Source organism: Natronosalvus caseinilyticus (assembly GCF_017357105.1).
In the GTDB taxonomy this organism is placed as follows: domain Archaea; phylum Halobacteriota; class Halobacteria; order Halobacteriales; family Natrialbaceae; genus Natronosalvus; species Natronosalvus caseinilyticus.
Genome location: NZ_CP071596.1, coordinates 2,612,002 through 2,626,700 on the forward strand (window position 1 = coordinate 2,612,002; position 14,699 = coordinate 2,626,700).

General features: G+C 62.1%; 12 protein-coding genes. 10 read left to right on the plus strand and 2 right to left on the minus strand.

What is annotated here, in order from left to right:
* Positions 1 to 15 precede the first annotated feature (15 nt).
* Positions 16 to 390: a RidA family protein gene (locus J1N60_RS12540; RefSeq protein WP_312907872.1), complete on the plus strand. Its 375-nt coding sequence runs from the start codon at positions 16 to 18 to the stop codon at positions 388 to 390.
* Between the two features lie 276 nt (positions 391 to 666).
* A complete protein-coding gene (locus J1N60_RS12545; protein WP_312907874.1) occupies positions 667 to 1,437 on the plus strand; it encodes an IclR family transcriptional regulator in 771 nt (256 codons plus the stop codon).
* 588 nt (positions 1,438 to 2,025) lie between these two features.
* On the opposite strand, the gene J1N60_RS12550 is transcribed toward J1N60_RS12545, so the two are convergent.
* Complete coding sequence (locus tag J1N60_RS12550; protein ID WP_312907876.1) at positions 2,026 to 2,973, minus strand: dihydrodipicolinate synthase family protein; 948 nt, start codon at positions 2,971 to 2,973, stop codon at positions 2,026 to 2,028.
* A 255-nt stretch (positions 2,974 to 3,228) separates the two neighbouring features.
* Between J1N60_RS12550 and J1N60_RS12555 the strand changes: the two genes are divergently transcribed.
* From J1N60_RS12555 to J1N60_RS12585, 7 genes are all read left to right on the plus strand, one after another.
* Positions 3,229 to 4,383 carry a HEAT repeat domain-containing protein gene (locus J1N60_RS12555; protein WP_312907878.1) on the plus strand — a complete coding sequence of 385 codons (1,155 nt, stop codon included), beginning with the start codon at positions 3,229 to 3,231 and terminating at the stop codon, positions 4,381 to 4,383.
* Positions 4,384 to 4,544: 161 nt separating this feature from the next.
* On the plus strand, positions 4,545 to 6,719 hold the full coding sequence (locus J1N60_RS12560) for an ABC transporter ATP-binding protein (protein WP_312907880.1): 2,175 nt from the start codon (positions 4,545 to 4,547) through the stop codon (positions 6,717 to 6,719).
* A gap of 55 nt (positions 6,720 to 6,774) precedes the next feature.
* Positions 6,775 to 6,996, plus strand: coding sequence for a hypothetical protein (locus J1N60_RS12565; RefSeq protein WP_312907882.1), 222 nt, complete (start codon positions 6,775 to 6,777; stop codon positions 6,994 to 6,996).
* Between the two features lie 155 nt (positions 6,997 to 7,151).
* The gene (locus tag J1N60_RS12570; RefSeq protein WP_425499353.1) at positions 7,152 to 8,186 is read left to right on the plus strand and encodes an ABC transporter permease; all 1,035 of its coding nucleotides are present in this window, start codon (positions 7,152 to 7,154) and stop codon (positions 8,184 to 8,186) included.
* Complete coding sequence (locus J1N60_RS12575) at positions 8,173 to 9,303, plus strand: ABC transporter permease (protein ID WP_312907886.1); 1,131 nt, start codon at positions 8,173 to 8,175, stop codon at positions 9,301 to 9,303. The genes J1N60_RS12570 and J1N60_RS12575 overlap by 14 nt, the downstream gene beginning before the upstream one ends.
* 80 nt (positions 9,304 to 9,383) lie before the next feature.
* Positions 9,384 to 9,656: a hypothetical protein gene (locus tag J1N60_RS12580; protein ID WP_312907888.1), complete on the plus strand. Its 273-nt coding sequence runs from the start codon at positions 9,384 to 9,386 to the stop codon at positions 9,654 to 9,656.
* 257 nt (positions 9,657 to 9,913) lie between these two features.
* Entirely contained in the window at positions 9,914 to 11,728 is a 1,815-nt protein-coding gene (locus tag J1N60_RS12585; RefSeq protein WP_312907890.1) for an ABC transporter substrate-binding protein, read from the plus strand.
* 284 nt (positions 11,729 to 12,012) lie between these two features.
* Here J1N60_RS12585 and J1N60_RS12590 read toward each other — a convergent pair whose 3' ends face one another.
* Entirely contained in the window at positions 12,013 to 13,665 is a 1,653-nt protein-coding gene (locus J1N60_RS12590) for a glycoside hydrolase family 3 protein (RefSeq protein WP_312907892.1), read from the minus strand.
* A 138-nt stretch (positions 13,666 to 13,803) separates the two neighbouring features.
* Here J1N60_RS12590 and J1N60_RS12595 point away from each other — a divergent pair, with 138 nt between their 5' ends.
* Positions 13,804 to 14,667 carry an SDR family NAD(P)-dependent oxidoreductase gene (locus J1N60_RS12595; RefSeq protein WP_312907894.1) on the plus strand — a complete coding sequence of 288 codons (864 nt, stop codon included), beginning with the start codon at positions 13,804 to 13,806 and terminating at the stop codon, positions 14,665 to 14,667.
* The last annotated feature ends 32 nt before the right edge of the window (positions 14,668 to 14,699 follow it).

Consider the following 14,699-nt stretch of genomic DNA (forward strand, 5'->3'; position numbering starts at 1 on the left):
CGTCCTCGAGAGCGTATGAAAGAGGTCAGTACCGACGATGCGCCCGCCAGTATCGGCCCGTACTCGCAAGCGATGGTCCACGGCGACACGGTCTACGTCTCCGGACAGGGGCCAGCGAACCCCGAATCGAGGGAAGTCGAGGTCGACGACATTCGAGACCAGACGGCCCAGACCCTCGAGAACATCGGCGCCATCCTCGAGGCGGCAGGGGCGTCACTCGACAACGTGATCAAGGCCAACGTGTACGTCACCGACATGGACAACTACGACGCGGTCAACGAGGTGTACGCCGAGTACATGTCCGAACCGTTCCCGGCGCGGTGTGCGGTCGAGGTGTCCGACCTCCCGATCGACATCGGCGTCGAAATCGAAGTCGTCGCGGCGTTGTAGCACCCACCTCCGTTTTCCACCGTCGACTCGAGGGTAGCCGAGCCGAGACGACGGTCCCGATCCCATCGATGGACCGCAATTCCAGCGGTGACGTCGACTCCACTAGCGTCCGTTCGCCCCGTCGAACACGGAGCCAGACACGACGGACTTCCCGACGAACAGCTCTCGGACCCGGAACGGGCCCGTTTCGCACACATTGGGTTTGAAATGACGAAACGTCACGGAAAGTGTTCGGCAGTAAGGAACGTTTATTGTGGTCGAGTCCCATTCCCCGCTATGAACCAAGAAGCCCTCCCCCCCGGCGGCCAGGTGCAAGCGACGCACCTTTCGCTCGACATCCTGGACGAGATTCGTCGCCGAGACGGGGCCGGCGTGACCGAACTCGCCACCCACTTCGATCGGTCGAAGAGCACGATTCACAGCCACCTGCGGACGCTGACGAGCGAGGGATACCTGATCAACGAGGACGGGTTCTACACCGTCGGCCTTCGAGCCCTCCAGCTGGGCGGTCACGCCAGGGTCAAACATCCCCTCTACCGGATGGCGAAAGACGAAATAGACGAACTCGCGAGAGAGACGGGGGAAACGGCCAAGATCGTCGTCGAAGAGGGTGGCAAAGGCGTCTACCTCTATCAGGCCCGGTCGAAACAGGCGGTTACGACGGACTCTCACGTAGGAACGCACGTGTTCTTGCACTCGACAGCGGTCGGCAAAGCGATTCTCGCTTACATGGACGAATCGGAACGGGAGGCCATCCTCGACGAGTACGGACTCCCCGAAGTGACCTCGAATACGGTCACCGATCGAGGAGCGCTCACGGCCAGACTCGAGGATATCCGGGAGCGTGGCTTCGCGTTCGACGATGGCGAACGGATCGAAGGGCTTCGGTGTGTCGCTGCCCCGATCAAATCAGACGAGGAGGTGCTGGGTTCGATCAGCGTCTCCGGTCCGAAGAAGCGAATCGACGACGAAACCTTCCGATCGACGCTCCCGGAACTGGTACGGGATACCGCTCGCGTCATCGAAATCAACGTGATCTATTCGTAATCGCCCCTCTTCGTCGGACTGTTCAGTATTTGGCTCGTGTTCGACTGACTCCCGTTTGCTCGAACGATGGACCGCACCGTTTTCCGGGAGCCACTATTGTGAGACGATACCACACTCGTTACTGACTTAGGTATGTAATGTTCTCGTCTCCTCCGGACCGACGACGCTAATCGGAATGTCATCTACAATTTTCGTTCCCTACAAAAGTATGGATGTTCGGTGTGAGGGAACACCAGGGCGCTTTGGTACGTTCGATTCCGATTCGAGGCCGAGTTCATCACCTCGAGTACCTTTCAGTGTGCTATCTCAGGGCAATCGAAGAGCGGATCGGGTTCGTGGGGTTCGACCGCAGTATCTACCGTAAAGAGTCAAAGGAGCCAGGGTAGGCCCATTTCGTTCGGTATCAGGGAACGCTCTCACGGGGGGTGGAGAAAGCGCGCGTTCGACCCAGCGTCCTCGCGAAACGATACACGGAACGACCGGACAGAGCGACCACCTGTCTGTTCAGCGGCTATCGATACGCGAGCGGTCAGCGAGCGAGTGCTCCAGGGACCTTACCCTGCCGTACTGTACAGCCCTTCGCTCGAGTTACGCCTCGAGAGAGATCGTCTCGTTCTGGCTCTCGAGTCGCTCGAGGTACCGTTCGACGCGGTCGCGATCGTCGCTCGAGAGTTCGACGAGGGGTTCACGAACGGGACCGCCGGCCATTCCCTGTAACTCCTGTCCGTATTTCACTACCGGTACGTTCTTTGCCGAACTGAACGCGGACCCGCCACCGTGTTCTTCCCTGAAATCTTCGAACGGTCGGAGCGCGTCCTTGAGCTGTCTGGCGCGAGCCCAGTCGCCGGCCGAGAGCGCCTCGTCGAGCGCCAGAACTGGTTTCGGGACGAAGTTCCCGATTCCGGTGGTGAACCCGTCGGCACCCTCGATAGCGTACGCGAGCGCGTATCGCTCGGCCACGCCGTTGAGCCACTCGACGTCTCCCGGAACCGTCTGGACCAGCCGAGAGAAGAGTTTCACGTCGTTGACGGCGTACTTCACGGCGACGACGTTGTCGATCGTCGAGAGCTCGCCGAGTACCGTCTCGCTGAGCAGGTCGCCGCGCTTGTACAGGACGATTCCGAGGTCTGTGGCCGCAGCGAGCGTACGGTAGTACTCGATCAACCCCTGCTCGTGTACGTAGGTGTGTCTCGGGTACATGACCATGACGGCGTCAACTCCGGCCGCTTCGTACGCCTCGATCAGTTCGACGGCGTTCTTCGCACTGCCACCGACGCCACCGACGACCGTCGCGTCGTCGGGGAGGGCGTCGACCGTCGATTGGATCACGTCGATTCGTTCGTCCTGGGAGAGCGAGTAGTACTCGCCCGTGTTTCCACAGGGGATGAACGTTCGAGCGCCCGCGTCGTAGAGCGTTCGAGCGTTCTGCTCGATTTTCTCGTGGAGTACTCGATCACGGTCGGCGCTAAACGGCGTCGGTGTCGTGAACGCTACGCTCTGCAGACTCTCGCGTAAGTCACCGTATGCGGTCGTCATAGCAGACGTATTAGAAACTCCTACTCATTATTGTTCCGGTCAGATCGGCTGTCGAAGCCTGCGGAACCTGCAGAGCGCCAGTGTCGAGACTCGCAGGATCGAGATACTCGAATTCTCGATACATTCGAGGAGTCGAGACGCTCGAGACGTGGTTCTACGCTCGAGCATACACCCGGCCGGCGCCGTCGTCGCTACGGGCGGACCGCCCGCGTTCCGAGCAGCAATTATAAGTCGAGATGGTTGTAACTGCGTACCATGTCGTCGAGAGAGTACAGGGAACGCGCCGAGGCGATTCGGACCGCCATCGAATCGAACCCGGAAACGGTCGACATCGACGAGCTCGCCGACCTCCTGGTGTCCGAATCCAGGGAGGCCCGCCGGACTGCGTTCGAGGCCTATCGGACCCTCGTCTCGGACCGGCCAACGGTCGCCGACGGCGTCGGTGCCCGACTCGAGTCCCACCTCACCGACGACGCGGCCGACGTCCGCGAGCGAGCGGCGTTGACGGCCGCCGCGTTCGCCGACGACCATCCTGACGTCGTTGACGGGCTGGTCCCTGCGCTCCGATCGGTCGGCACCGACCCGGCCGAACCCGGGCGAGAGGCGGCCATCGTCGCCATCGCGAAACTCGCACACACGCGGCCGGCATCGATCGCCCCGGCAGTCGACGCACTCGTCGCCATCTGTGACGATCCGATTTCTGCACCCGCGTCGGCTCGAGCCGAACGCGGCGGCCCCGCCGGCAGATCGGACGCGGCGGCAGCACTTCAGCCGGAGCGAGAGCAGCGCGATCAGGCGCGCCTCCACGCGATCGCGGCGCTCACGCTGCTCGCCGCCGACGATCCGGCAGCCGTTCGATCCGCCGCGCCGTCGATCGCTTCCCTCCTCGAGGACGACCACCGCCTGATTCGAGCCGGCGCCTGCGAGGTGCTCGAGGACCTTGCGACGGCGTATCCGGCGTCCGTCGAGCCGTTCGCGTCTGAGCTCGCCGAACGGGTCGCGACCGACACGAAACACCCGGTTCCGTGGCGCGCGGCGGATGCACTGGTCGCCCTCGACGCCGAACGACCCGAGTGCGTCGGTGAGGCGGTGGCCCCGTTCGCGAACGACCTGTCTCGGTTTCTCGAGTCGTCGGACGTCGATCGGCGGCGGGCCGGCGTCGCATTGGTCGCCGACGCGGCGTTGGCTCGGCCGGAATCGCTCGAGTCGATACGCCCGACGCTTCGGGACCTGCTCTCGGACGACGACGCGTCCGTCCGGATGAACGCGGTAATTGCCCTCGGCACCGCCGGGACCGAGAGCGATCGGTCGACTGTCGCCGACCTCGCCGACTCGGACCCTGACGAACGGGTTCGAGAGACCGCTACCCGTGTCTGTGGGCGGTTCGACGGGGCGCTCGACAGCGAATAGTCCTCACGTCGACCACCTCGAAAGGCACGGCAGGGACCATTGTCGCCATGCAGACAAAGTTTATATAGCTCATATTCAAACACGTACCTCAGGAAGACGAACGCAGTGAACACCGATAACACGCAACTTATCACGACCAAGATCAGATCGATGGTAACGAAATGACACAGTCTAAATCCGAACTCGAGTATCGAAACGCAACAGAAGAACCGATTCTAGAGGTACACGACGTCTCCGTAACGTTCGACATGGATCGGGGAACCTCTCGCGTGCTCGATACCGTCAGCTTCGACGTCCACCGCGACGAGATGCTCGGTATCATCGGTGAGAGTGGAAGCGGCAAGTCGATGTTCGCCTCGGCGTTGCTCAACGCGGTCGTCGATCCGGGCGTCGCTACCGGCGAAATTACCTACCGTCCCCCCGGCGAAGAGCCCGTGGACGTCCTCTCGTTGACCGACGACCAGCTCGAGAAGTTCCGCTGGGAAGAGATCGCGATGGTGTTCCAGGGGGCCATGAGCTCGTTCAACCCGACGATGAAGATCGGGGACCACTTCGAGGAGACGATCCACGCTCACCGGGCGAACATGGACGAGCAGATGGCCCACGCCCGCCAACTTCTCGCGGACCTCTATCTCGACCCGGATCGTGTGCTCAACTCCTACCCGCACGAGCTCTCCGGCGGCATGAAACAGCGCGCGCTCATCGCCCTGAGTCTCGTCCTCGAGCCGCAGGTGCTGGTCATGGACGAACCGACCGCCGCGCTCGACTTGCTCATGCAGCGGTCGATCATGAACCTTCTGGACACGCTCCAGAACGAGTACGATCTGACCATCGTCTTCATCACTCACGACCTGCCGCTCGTTGCCGGCCTGGCGGATCGACTGGCGGTGATGTACGCGTTCGAGTTCGTCGAGTACGGGCCCAGCGAGCAGATTATTCGCGAGGCGGCCCATCCGTACACGCGCGCCCTGCTGAAGTCCGTCCCGAGCGTCGACGCCCCCCTCGAGGAGATGCACCCGATCGAAGGCGAGAGCCCGGATCCGGTCGACACGCCGGCTGGCTGTTCGTACGCACCGCGCTGTCCGCTCTCGACGCCGAAGTGTATCAACGAGGACCCGGGGTATCACGACGTCGACGACGTACAGAAGGCGACGTGTTTCCACTGGGAACAGTCGGCTGAAGCGATTCCCTACACGCTCGGGACCGAAAACGTCGACGCCCAGCTAGATCAGGCGACGGTCTCCGAGGAGGACACCGTCGTCTCGTTGACCGACCTCGAGGTGCACTTCGACCAGTCCGGGTTCATCGATCGGCTCTTTGACAAGGACATGACGGTTCGTGCGGTCGACGACATCTCCCTCGACATCAGAGAGAACGAGGTCATCGCGCTCGTCGGCGAGTCCGGGTGCGGCAAGACGACGCTCGGAAAGACCGCCATCGGTCTCCAGGAGCCGACGGGCGGAACGGTCGCGTATCGGGGACAGGACATCTGGGAGGCCAGACGCGGCGACGGCGAGATCGACTTCGACGAGATTCGGCGCTCGCTGCAGATCATCCACCAGGATCCGGGAAGCTCGCTCAACCCCAGCCGAACCGTCCGTACGAGCCTCTCGGCGCCGTTGAAGCGATGGCGGCCGGACCTCAACGCCACGGATCGGGAGACCGTGGTGTACAACCTGCTCGAGCGGGTCGGCATGAAGCCGGCGGAGGACTACGCCCTTCGGTACCCCCACCAGCTCTCGGGCGGGGAGAAACAGCGCGTCGTCCTCCTGCGGGCGCTTCTGATGAGTCCGGACCTCATCCTGGCCGACGAGGCCGTCAGCGCGCTCGACGTCTCCTTGCGCGTGGAGATGATGGATCTGATGCTCAACCTCCAGGAGATGTTCGATACCTCCTACCTGTTCATCTCTCACGACTTCTCGAACGCACGGTATCTCACCGAGAAGTCCGGCGGTCGAATCGGCATCATGTACCTGGGCAACCTCGTCGAAATCGGCCCGGCGGCGGAGATTATTCACGAGCCGAAGCATCCGTACACGAAGGTCCTCCGATGGGCGACGCCGCCCCTCGACCCAGACGCGGCGAAGGAGGCCCAGTCGACCAAACCGCCGGTTCGAGAGATCGACATCCCCGATCCGACGGATCCGCCGAGTGGCTGTGAGTTCCACACGCGCTGTCCGGAGGCCCGCGAGGTCTGCCAGCGCGAGGAACCGGCCCTCCTCGAGACCGACGGCGCCTCGGTCGCGGCCTGTTTCCGGGAGGACGAGACCCACGAGTACTGGGAGAGCGACCCGCTGTACGACGACGAGTCGGTGTCGGTCGACGAGTTGCACTGAGTCCGTGGCCGACGGCGGGGCAACTGTTTTCATGCCCCGACGAATCGTATGGCACATGACCGGTAAATACGACAAAAGTTTCCTCGAGCACCTCTGTGACTACGAGCAGGGCTGGCGCTTCCTGTTCACGTTCTCGGTCGGGTTTCTCGGCCTCTCGATCATCTGGCTCTACACTGCCGACCCCGGAAGTCCGACGTACGTCGTCACGGTGATGAACGTCGTTGGACTGTCGGTGCTCTCCCTGTTGAGCGGATTCGTGCTGATTCGGTGTCGATAACGCGGTGGGCCGTACTGAAATCTGGTGTCGGTTCGTCGACCGGTTCGAAAATCCACCGGTGGGACAAACTATATTAGTATCCGGACGACACACGATAGCAGTACATGAGACAGTATCTAGACCGTATCCGTAACGGGCTCGTCTCGCTCGTGGGCATGCTCGTCGGGTTACGATACTACTGGGAACGCATCGCCCACGCGTTCGTGACGCTTCTCGCGGTGACGACGATCACGTTCGCCCTGTTTCGACTGATGCCCGGTAGTCCGGCCGACGCGATGCGCGCGGAGTTCGAGCGTCGGCTCGCAGGGAGCGGGCAGACCGCCGATCCCGAAGTGGTCGATCAGATGATTCGAGTCCACACGGGATTCGATCCGGACAAACCCATCTACATCCAGTACGTCGAGTATCTCCGGGACGTCATCATCTACCAGGACTTCGGCCAGTCGATCCAGTACGGCGACCCGGTGTTCGACATCCTGTTCGCCGCGATGCCGTGGTCCATCTTCATCAGCGTCTACGGCCTGGCGTTCGGATACACGGCGAACATCCTGCTGGGAGCGGCGATGGCCTACAGAGAAGGGTCGCGCTTCGACAGCTACTCCACGGTGGCCGCCACCTTCCTCAACTCGATTCCGTACTACGTCGGAGCTTTCTTCTTCCTGGCGTTCTTCGCGTACGATATCGGCTGGTTCCCGGGGAGTGGACGATACGGCAGGGGCCTCGAGCAGGGACTCAATCCCGAATTCATGTGGAGTATCGTTCATCACGGGACGCTCCCGATCATGTCGAGTTTCATCGTCGGCTTCGGCGGCGGCGCGCTCGCCATGCGCGGCAACTCCGTGCGGATCCTGGGCGAGGATTACCTCCGGGTCGCCAGATTGCGAGGGATTAGCTCGAGTCGGATTGCAACCAGGTACGTCGCCCGGAACGCGATCTTGCCGCTGTACACCCAGATGATGATCGGTATCGCCGCCGTCTTCTCGAGCAGCGTCGTTCTCGAGTATATCTTTACGTATCCGGGTGTCGGCTGGTACACCTACGACGCGATCATGCGGCGTGACTATCCGTTGCTCATGGGATCGTTCCTGTTCTTCACGATCGTCACGCTCATCGGCATCCTCATCGCGGAGTTCACGTACGGAATCGTCGATCCACGAGCGGGTTCAGGTGATCAGAGTGAAGCATACTGACGAAACGGAAACGGCAACAGACGGCGGCGAACAGCTCAGCGACGACCAGTTGTTCGGCCAACTCGCCGAGGCCGACAGAGTGCAACTCTCGCGGAGAGAACGGTTCGGATTGCTCCTCGACGCCTACGTGCTCACGCCCGGCCGTGTTGCCTGGAGCGACTGGCGGACTCGGGTCGGCATCCTCGTCATCTCGCTGTTCTTTTTCACCGGGGTCGTGGCGAAGGCCTCGACCTCGAACTGGTGGCTCCTGGAACACGTAACGATCGTCGAATCTCCCGCGACGAACCAGGCGCCAACGAATCACCAGCCGTTCGACGGCGGGTTCGCCGCGATCACGGAAGAAGGCGGCTGGATGGATACGACCGCGTCGTTCCCGTGGGTCGAGTTCAACGCACCCCTGGGATCGACAAACTACGGCGAACCGATCGGCCGACAGTTGATCCACTCGACGCCGGACATGATCGAGATGGTCGTGGCGGGCGCGTTCGTTTCCGTCGGCCTCGCGATCCTGATCGGCATCACGGCCGGATACAAGGGCGGCAAGACCGACTCCGTGCTGATGTCGATTACCGACATCGTGATGACGATGCCGGCAATTCCACTGGTCATCGTCATCGCGGCGATCTACCCGCCCCGCGAGGCCTGGCTCGTGGGCGTCATCCTCGCCATCGACGCCTGGCCGGGACTCGCTCGAGCGCTCCGCTCACAGGTACTGACGCTCCGGGAGGAGTCCTACGTGGAGGCGTCCCGGACGATGGGAATCCCGTCGACGACGATCCTGAGCCGGGACATCACGCCGCAGTTGATGCCGTACATCCTGATCAACGCCGCGCAAGCGGGGCGCAGCGTCATCTTCGAGTCCGTCGCGCTGTACTTCCTCGGCGTGTTGCCGTTCACGACGGCGAACTGGGGGATCATGATGGACACGGCCTACAGCGAGGGGTTCGCCCTGGTCAACATGGCGAACTTCTACCAGATCTTCTGGCCGATGATGGCAGTCGTCATCATCTCGTTCGGATTGATCCTCTTTTCCCAGGGGATGGATCGCGTGTTCAATCCCCGAATCAGGGCGCGTCACTCGAAGAAAGTTGGCGGCAGCGAGGATCACGAGCACTGACCACGTTCCTGGTTCGAACCCGTACCGTTCGACGCCGAGACAAGATTTATATCGACCTGTTGTGAAACCCCTGGTACGAAATGTCTACCCAAACGACGACGGATTCGACCCTCGCGACCGAGCATCTCTATCGGGTTCTCAAGACCCTCCGAGGATCGCTCTTGCTGTCCACCATCGTGATGGGCGTCATCCTGTTTCTCATCGCGGTGTTCTTCGAGGTCGTCAACCAGAGCTACCTGATGCTGACCGAACACGACGGCGTTTTCGCGGCGATGTTTGGCGTCTTCGGAATTTCAGCGGTCGTTGCTGGGAGTTTCTTTTACCTCGCGCTCAAAATCGTACAGCAACGGTAAGGCGATTTCCTCTCCGACGCGTCCCCAGACAAATCGTCACCAGGACGAGCTGACCGATGTGCGCGTCCTCCGTTCGCTACTCGGCTCCGTTCGATCGATTGAAACACGTCAACTCCTCGTTGTCCTAAGATAGTTGTGTAAGAACTATTATGGAAATATATTTAGGGTACTGTTTGTAACGTAGTCATCGTATGCCGCAAGGTAACAAAGATAAGACTATCTCTTCCGCGAAGGAGTACCTCACTCGGCGGAAGATGATGGCAGCAACCTCAGCAATGGTCACCGGTGGCGTTGCTGGTTGCTTCAGTACCGAAGACGATGGTAACGGCAATGGTGGAAATGGTGGGAACGGTGGGAACGGCGGTGATTCGACCACGATCACGACGTTCATGCAGTCGATCCCAACCGAGATGAACTGGAACACGTGGGCACCGAGCTATCCGTGGACGCCCTCGTGGCTGCTCCTCGAGCCGGTCCAGCGGTGGTACGCTGACGGTTCGATGTCCCTCGACCTCATCGAGGACTGGGAGTACGACGCCGACACCCAGGAACTGACCGTCCACCACAACGAGGACTTCTACTGGTGGAACGGCGACGTGGTCAACGCCGCCGACAAGTACTGGTACGGCGAGGTCGCTCGCTTGCTCAACCCGGATTCTAGCGACTACGCGGCCCTCCACCTCGAGAACAACGGTGGGACAATCATCCGCGAGTACAAAGAGCCGCAGAACCCCGAACTGGTCGGGAACTACCTCGGGGGCTACCTCGGCGAGATGATGCGAGGACACCGAGACAAGTACAAACCGTGGGCCGAAGAACTCCAGGACGCCACGACCGACGACGAACGGGTCGAAATCGAGGAGCGGTTGGGCGAGGAGATGCCGATTGATATGGACACCTTCATCGACGAAGGTCTCGGCCTGGGTGCCTTCCAGGCCGTCGACTACGACGAACAGGGCATCTACTGCGAACTGTTCGAAGATCACCCGTACGCCGACGAAATCGAGATCGACAAGCTCGACTACGTGCTCGCCTCCGGCGACGCCATCGCCCAGCAGATGGTCGGCGGCGACCTCGACTTCGGGTTCGCCCAACTCTCGAACTGGCTCGGCGACCAGGAGGTGGATCACCTGGAGACGATCGGGGAGTTCGAGAGCACGTTCATGCGGAAACTCGAGTTCATGATGGACGGGCAAGGTTCCAAGCACATCCGTCAACTCGAGTTCCGCCGAGCCATCGCACACCTCCTCAGCATCGAGAACGTCTCCGAGAACTTCGCGCCACCGAACACGGTTCGGACGGCACAGACGGGACTTCCCGAGGCGGTCACCGAGCAGCGCCTGGGCGACTACGCCGACGACTTCATCGAATACCCCGTCGGCGCGGACGAAGAGGGCGCAGCGGAGCTCCTCAACTCGATCGGCTACGAACAGGACGGCGACAGCTGGGTTGACGACGAAGGCGAGCCCATCTCGCTCGAGATGGTCGTCCCCGACTGGGCCTCGAACCCCGCCCGAACGGCAGCGGACAAGCTCTCGAACTTCGGGTTCGAGACGGATCTGCAAGTTCTCGAGGGTGCAGCGTACAACGACAGCACCGAGGACCACGTCGACTTCGACCTCTCCATGGGTAACCACGGTTCGCTGATCGCCCACCCGTACGCGTACTTCCGACCGACGCACGCTGCCGGCAACGACCTGGGCGACGAAGCGCTCATCGAGGATGCCCTGGCAAACGGCGAGAGTCGCTCGCCGTACAACGGCAAGGAACTCATCGTCGAAATTCCGGAGGAAGTCGGCCAGGAAGACCTCTCGGGGTCGACCCAGGAGGTCAACCTGTACGAACTCTTCCAGGAGTGGATGACGGCGGATACCGAAGAACGGAGCAAGGAGATCGCCGAGACGTTCACCTGGTTCTGGAACTTCTACCTCCCCGGAATCGACCTGTTCCAGCCGATGTCCGGTTCGTGGGGCAACGTCGAGAACTGGGAGTTTGCGACCGACAACAGCGACTGGGAAGCCTACCGTGGCGCGTTCCACGCCGCCATGCGCGGGCACATCTCCCCGAAGTAACCGAGGAAACGACCGGACGAGCGATTCTCCTTCATCTTTTCGACGCGGATCGATGCAGTCGGGACCACACGGACTATCTGCAACACTGCCACACTCGAGTCGTCTTCGAGATTCGTAAAAGTCGAAGGCGCGAGTACTGTTCTGGATCGTCCATCTCGAGTACGATAGCCAGTCCGGACGATAGCCGAAGACGTGCTCGAGAAGCGAACCAAAGGGTCACACGGCAGTTCGGATGTTCGGGTGACGAAAAACCGTATCCAATCGAAACGACTGCCCGACGATCCTTACTCTACCGGGAGTGACTCTAGCACGTCGTGATCCCGAGTAAGGACGTCGGCGAGTGCCACCCCGGCCGAGTCCGGCAGCGGCGAGGGCAGACCGAGACGGTCCTGGGCGTAGGTCGCGACGTAGGCCACGCCCTCTGGCAGGTCACGGTACTCGTTCGGGAGGCCGAGAGAGACGACGACGACCGGCACCGTCGTCGCGAGTTCCTCGACGATCCGTCGCTGACCCGCCGGAAACGCCTCGCGGGCGTAGGTCGTGACGACGGTGACGTCGACGCTGTCGGCGACCGACCGGAGCGTCTCGAGGGATCGATCCGTCGACTCCGGCTCCATCGTCGGCTTCGGATCGTCGAGCGTACGCACGTCGCCGGGGGCGAGCGAGCAGGAGAGAACGTCGCCGAAGGCGGCGTCGAGGTGTGGTTCGAGATCCTGGACGCCCCTGATCCCGGTGAGGAGCACGGACGAATCCGCAGAAAGCGGGAGGACGTCGCCGTTGCCGAGGAGGGAGAACGACCGCTCGTAGGCCTCGCGAGCGATCGCTTCGTGCTCGGCACTCGCCATCGACTCGATGGCCTCGAGCGGATCGACGTACCGGCGCTCACCGACATCGTAGTGGGCTTTCAGCGCCAGGATGCGTTCGACGGACTCGTCGATTCGAGATTCAGACAGGCGACCCGACTCGACCGCCTCGAGGATCGCGTCACGCGTCTCGAGAAGGTCGTCGGCGGGAACGAATCCGGTGAGGACGAGGTCGGCCCCGGCTTCGATCGCCTGGACGGCAGCCTCGCCGACGGGGTAGTTGTCGGCGATGGCGTCCATCATCATCGCGTCGGTGACGACGACGCCGTCGAAGCCGAGGTCGTCCCGGAGGAGGTCCGTGAGGATCGTCGGGGAGAGCGTCGCCGGAAGCTCGGGATCGAGACACTCGACGATGATGTGGGAGGTCATGATGCAGTCGACGCCCTCCTCGATCATCGCCTCGAACGGCGGCAGGTGCACGCGCTCGAGGGTTTCCCGGTCGTAGGTGACGTGTGGTAACTCCATGTGGGAGTCGAGTTCGGTGTCGCCGTGGCCCGGGAAGTGTTTGGCGACGGCGACCTGGTCTTCCGCGTGGATTCCCTCGAGCGTGGCCGTCGCGTACGTGGCGACCGTCTCGGGCGTGGTGCCGGGAGAACGAACGCCGATGACGGGATTGTCGGGGTTGGTGTTGACGTCGACGACTGGCTGGTGGTTCATGGTGAGGCCTATACCCAGCATATCCTGGGCGATGGCCGCCGAGACGTCTCTCGCGAGGTCGACGTCGCCGGCGGCCGTCCGTCCCATGAGCGCCGGGTACGCACGAGTCTCGTGTCTGACGATGTCGACGGTCCCGTACTCGCAGTCCGCGGAGATCAACAGTGGTGCTCCGGGGTCCACGTCGGCTGCCCACTCCTGTAACTGATTCGTGTACTGGGCCATGAAGTGGGGCGTCACCCGGTGGTTTCCGTAGATCCGGAGTGCGCCCGGTCGGACGGTCTCGAGGACCGTCTTCATCTCCTCGGTGGGCCACCCGGCATCGGTCTCGAAGTTTCCGAGTCCGATTCCCGCGTGGATCAATTGTCCGACCTTCGCCTCCAGCGATAGCTCTTCGATGGTCGTCGGTGAGTCGGCCATACGTCCTCTCTCGAGCGATAGCTCAAAGGTCTTTCTGGACCGGCTATTCGGATGGCGAACGGTGAGCCAGCGATGGGTCGATTGGTTCCTGACGTGACCCAATCGGTTAAGACGATAGCATCGCATACCTCGAGTACGATGTCGGGACTACTCGCAGACGAGACGGTGATCGTCACCGGCGGAACCCGCGGAATCGGCCGGGCCATCGTCGACCGATTCGCGGCCGAGGGAGCGAACCTGGTCGTCTCCTCGCGCAGCGAAGACGACGTGACGACCGTCGCGGAGGAACTTCGCGCTGAGTACGGCGTCGACGCCGTCGGCGTTCCCTGTGACGTCACGAACGTCGACGAAATCGAGGTGCTGGTCGACGCGACCCTCGAGCGATTCGGCGAGATCGACGCCCTCGTCAGCAACGCCGGCGGCTCGATCAACGACGACAACCTCCATCGAATCGACGAAGACGCGTGGGATCGGACCGTCGAACTCAACCTGAAGTCGCTCTTTCTGACCGCTCGGGAGGTGCTCCCGCCGATGGTCGAGAGTGGCGGTGGCTCGATCGTCCACATGTCCTCGGTCAACGGCCTGGACGGAATCGGCCAGATCGCCTACTCCTCCGCCAGGAGCGGCGTCCTCGGCCTCTCGCGACTCATCGCGACGCAGTACGGCCGCCACGGCGTTCGATCGAACGTCGTCTGCCCGGGGACCATCGAGACCGACCGACGAAGCGGGCAGATGGACAAGACCGGCGAGAGCCGCGCGTCGGACGAACACGACGGCGAGTGGACCCAACGCGACCAGTGGATCGACCAGTACCCCGCCGGCCGATTCGGCCGACCGGAAGAGGTCGCCGACGCGACTCTCTTTCTCGCCTCGAACATGTCTTCGTTCGTCAACGGCACCCACCTCGTCGTCGACGGCGGGCTCACCGCTGGCCTGGACTGGAGCTTCCAGCAGCAAATCTTCGGGAGCGACGAGACGCCGACCCGGCCGAGCAAGCGATAAGCTCGTCTCGAGACGTTCCTTACGCCGAAAAC

Excerpts from the sequence above, each read along its gene's own strand:
- J1N60_RS12540 (WP_312907872.1), top strand. The coding sequence starts at position 16 with ATGAAAGAGGTCAGTACCGACGATGCGCCCGCCAGTATCGGCCCGTAC.
- J1N60_RS12560 (WP_312907880.1), top strand. The coding sequence starts at position 4,545 with ATGACACAGTCTAAATCCGAACTCGAGTATCGAAACGCAACAGAAGAA.
- J1N60_RS12555 (WP_312907878.1), top strand. The coding sequence starts at position 3,229 with ATGTCGTCGAGAGAGTACAGGGAACGCGCCGAGGCGATTCGGACCGCC.
- J1N60_RS12565 (WP_312907882.1), top strand. The coding sequence starts at position 6,775 with ATGACCGGTAAATACGACAAAAGTTTCCTCGAGCACCTCTGTGACTAC.
- J1N60_RS12545 (WP_312907874.1), top strand. The coding sequence starts at position 667 with ATGAACCAAGAAGCCCTCCCCCCCGGCGGCCAGGTGCAAGCGACGCAC.
- J1N60_RS12580 (WP_312907888.1), top strand. The coding sequence starts at position 9,384 with ATGTCTACCCAAACGACGACGGATTCGACCCTCGCGACCGAGCATCTC.
- J1N60_RS12570 (WP_425499353.1), top strand. The coding sequence starts at position 7,152 with ATGCTCGTCGGGTTACGATACTACTGGGAACGCATCGCCCACGCGTTC.
- J1N60_RS12585 (WP_312907890.1), top strand. The coding sequence starts at position 9,914 with ATGGCAGCAACCTCAGCAATGGTCACCGGTGGCGTTGCTGGTTGCTTC.
- J1N60_RS12590 (WP_312907892.1), bottom strand. The coding sequence starts at position 13,665 with ATGGCCGACTCACCGACGACCATCGAAGAGCTATCGCTGGAGGCGAAG.
- J1N60_RS12550 (WP_312907876.1), bottom strand. The coding sequence starts at position 2,973 with ATGACGACCGCATACGGTGACTTACGCGAGAGTCTGCAGAGCGTAGCG.
- J1N60_RS12595 (WP_312907894.1), top strand. The coding sequence starts at position 13,804 with ATGTCGGGACTACTCGCAGACGAGACGGTGATCGTCACCGGCGGAACC.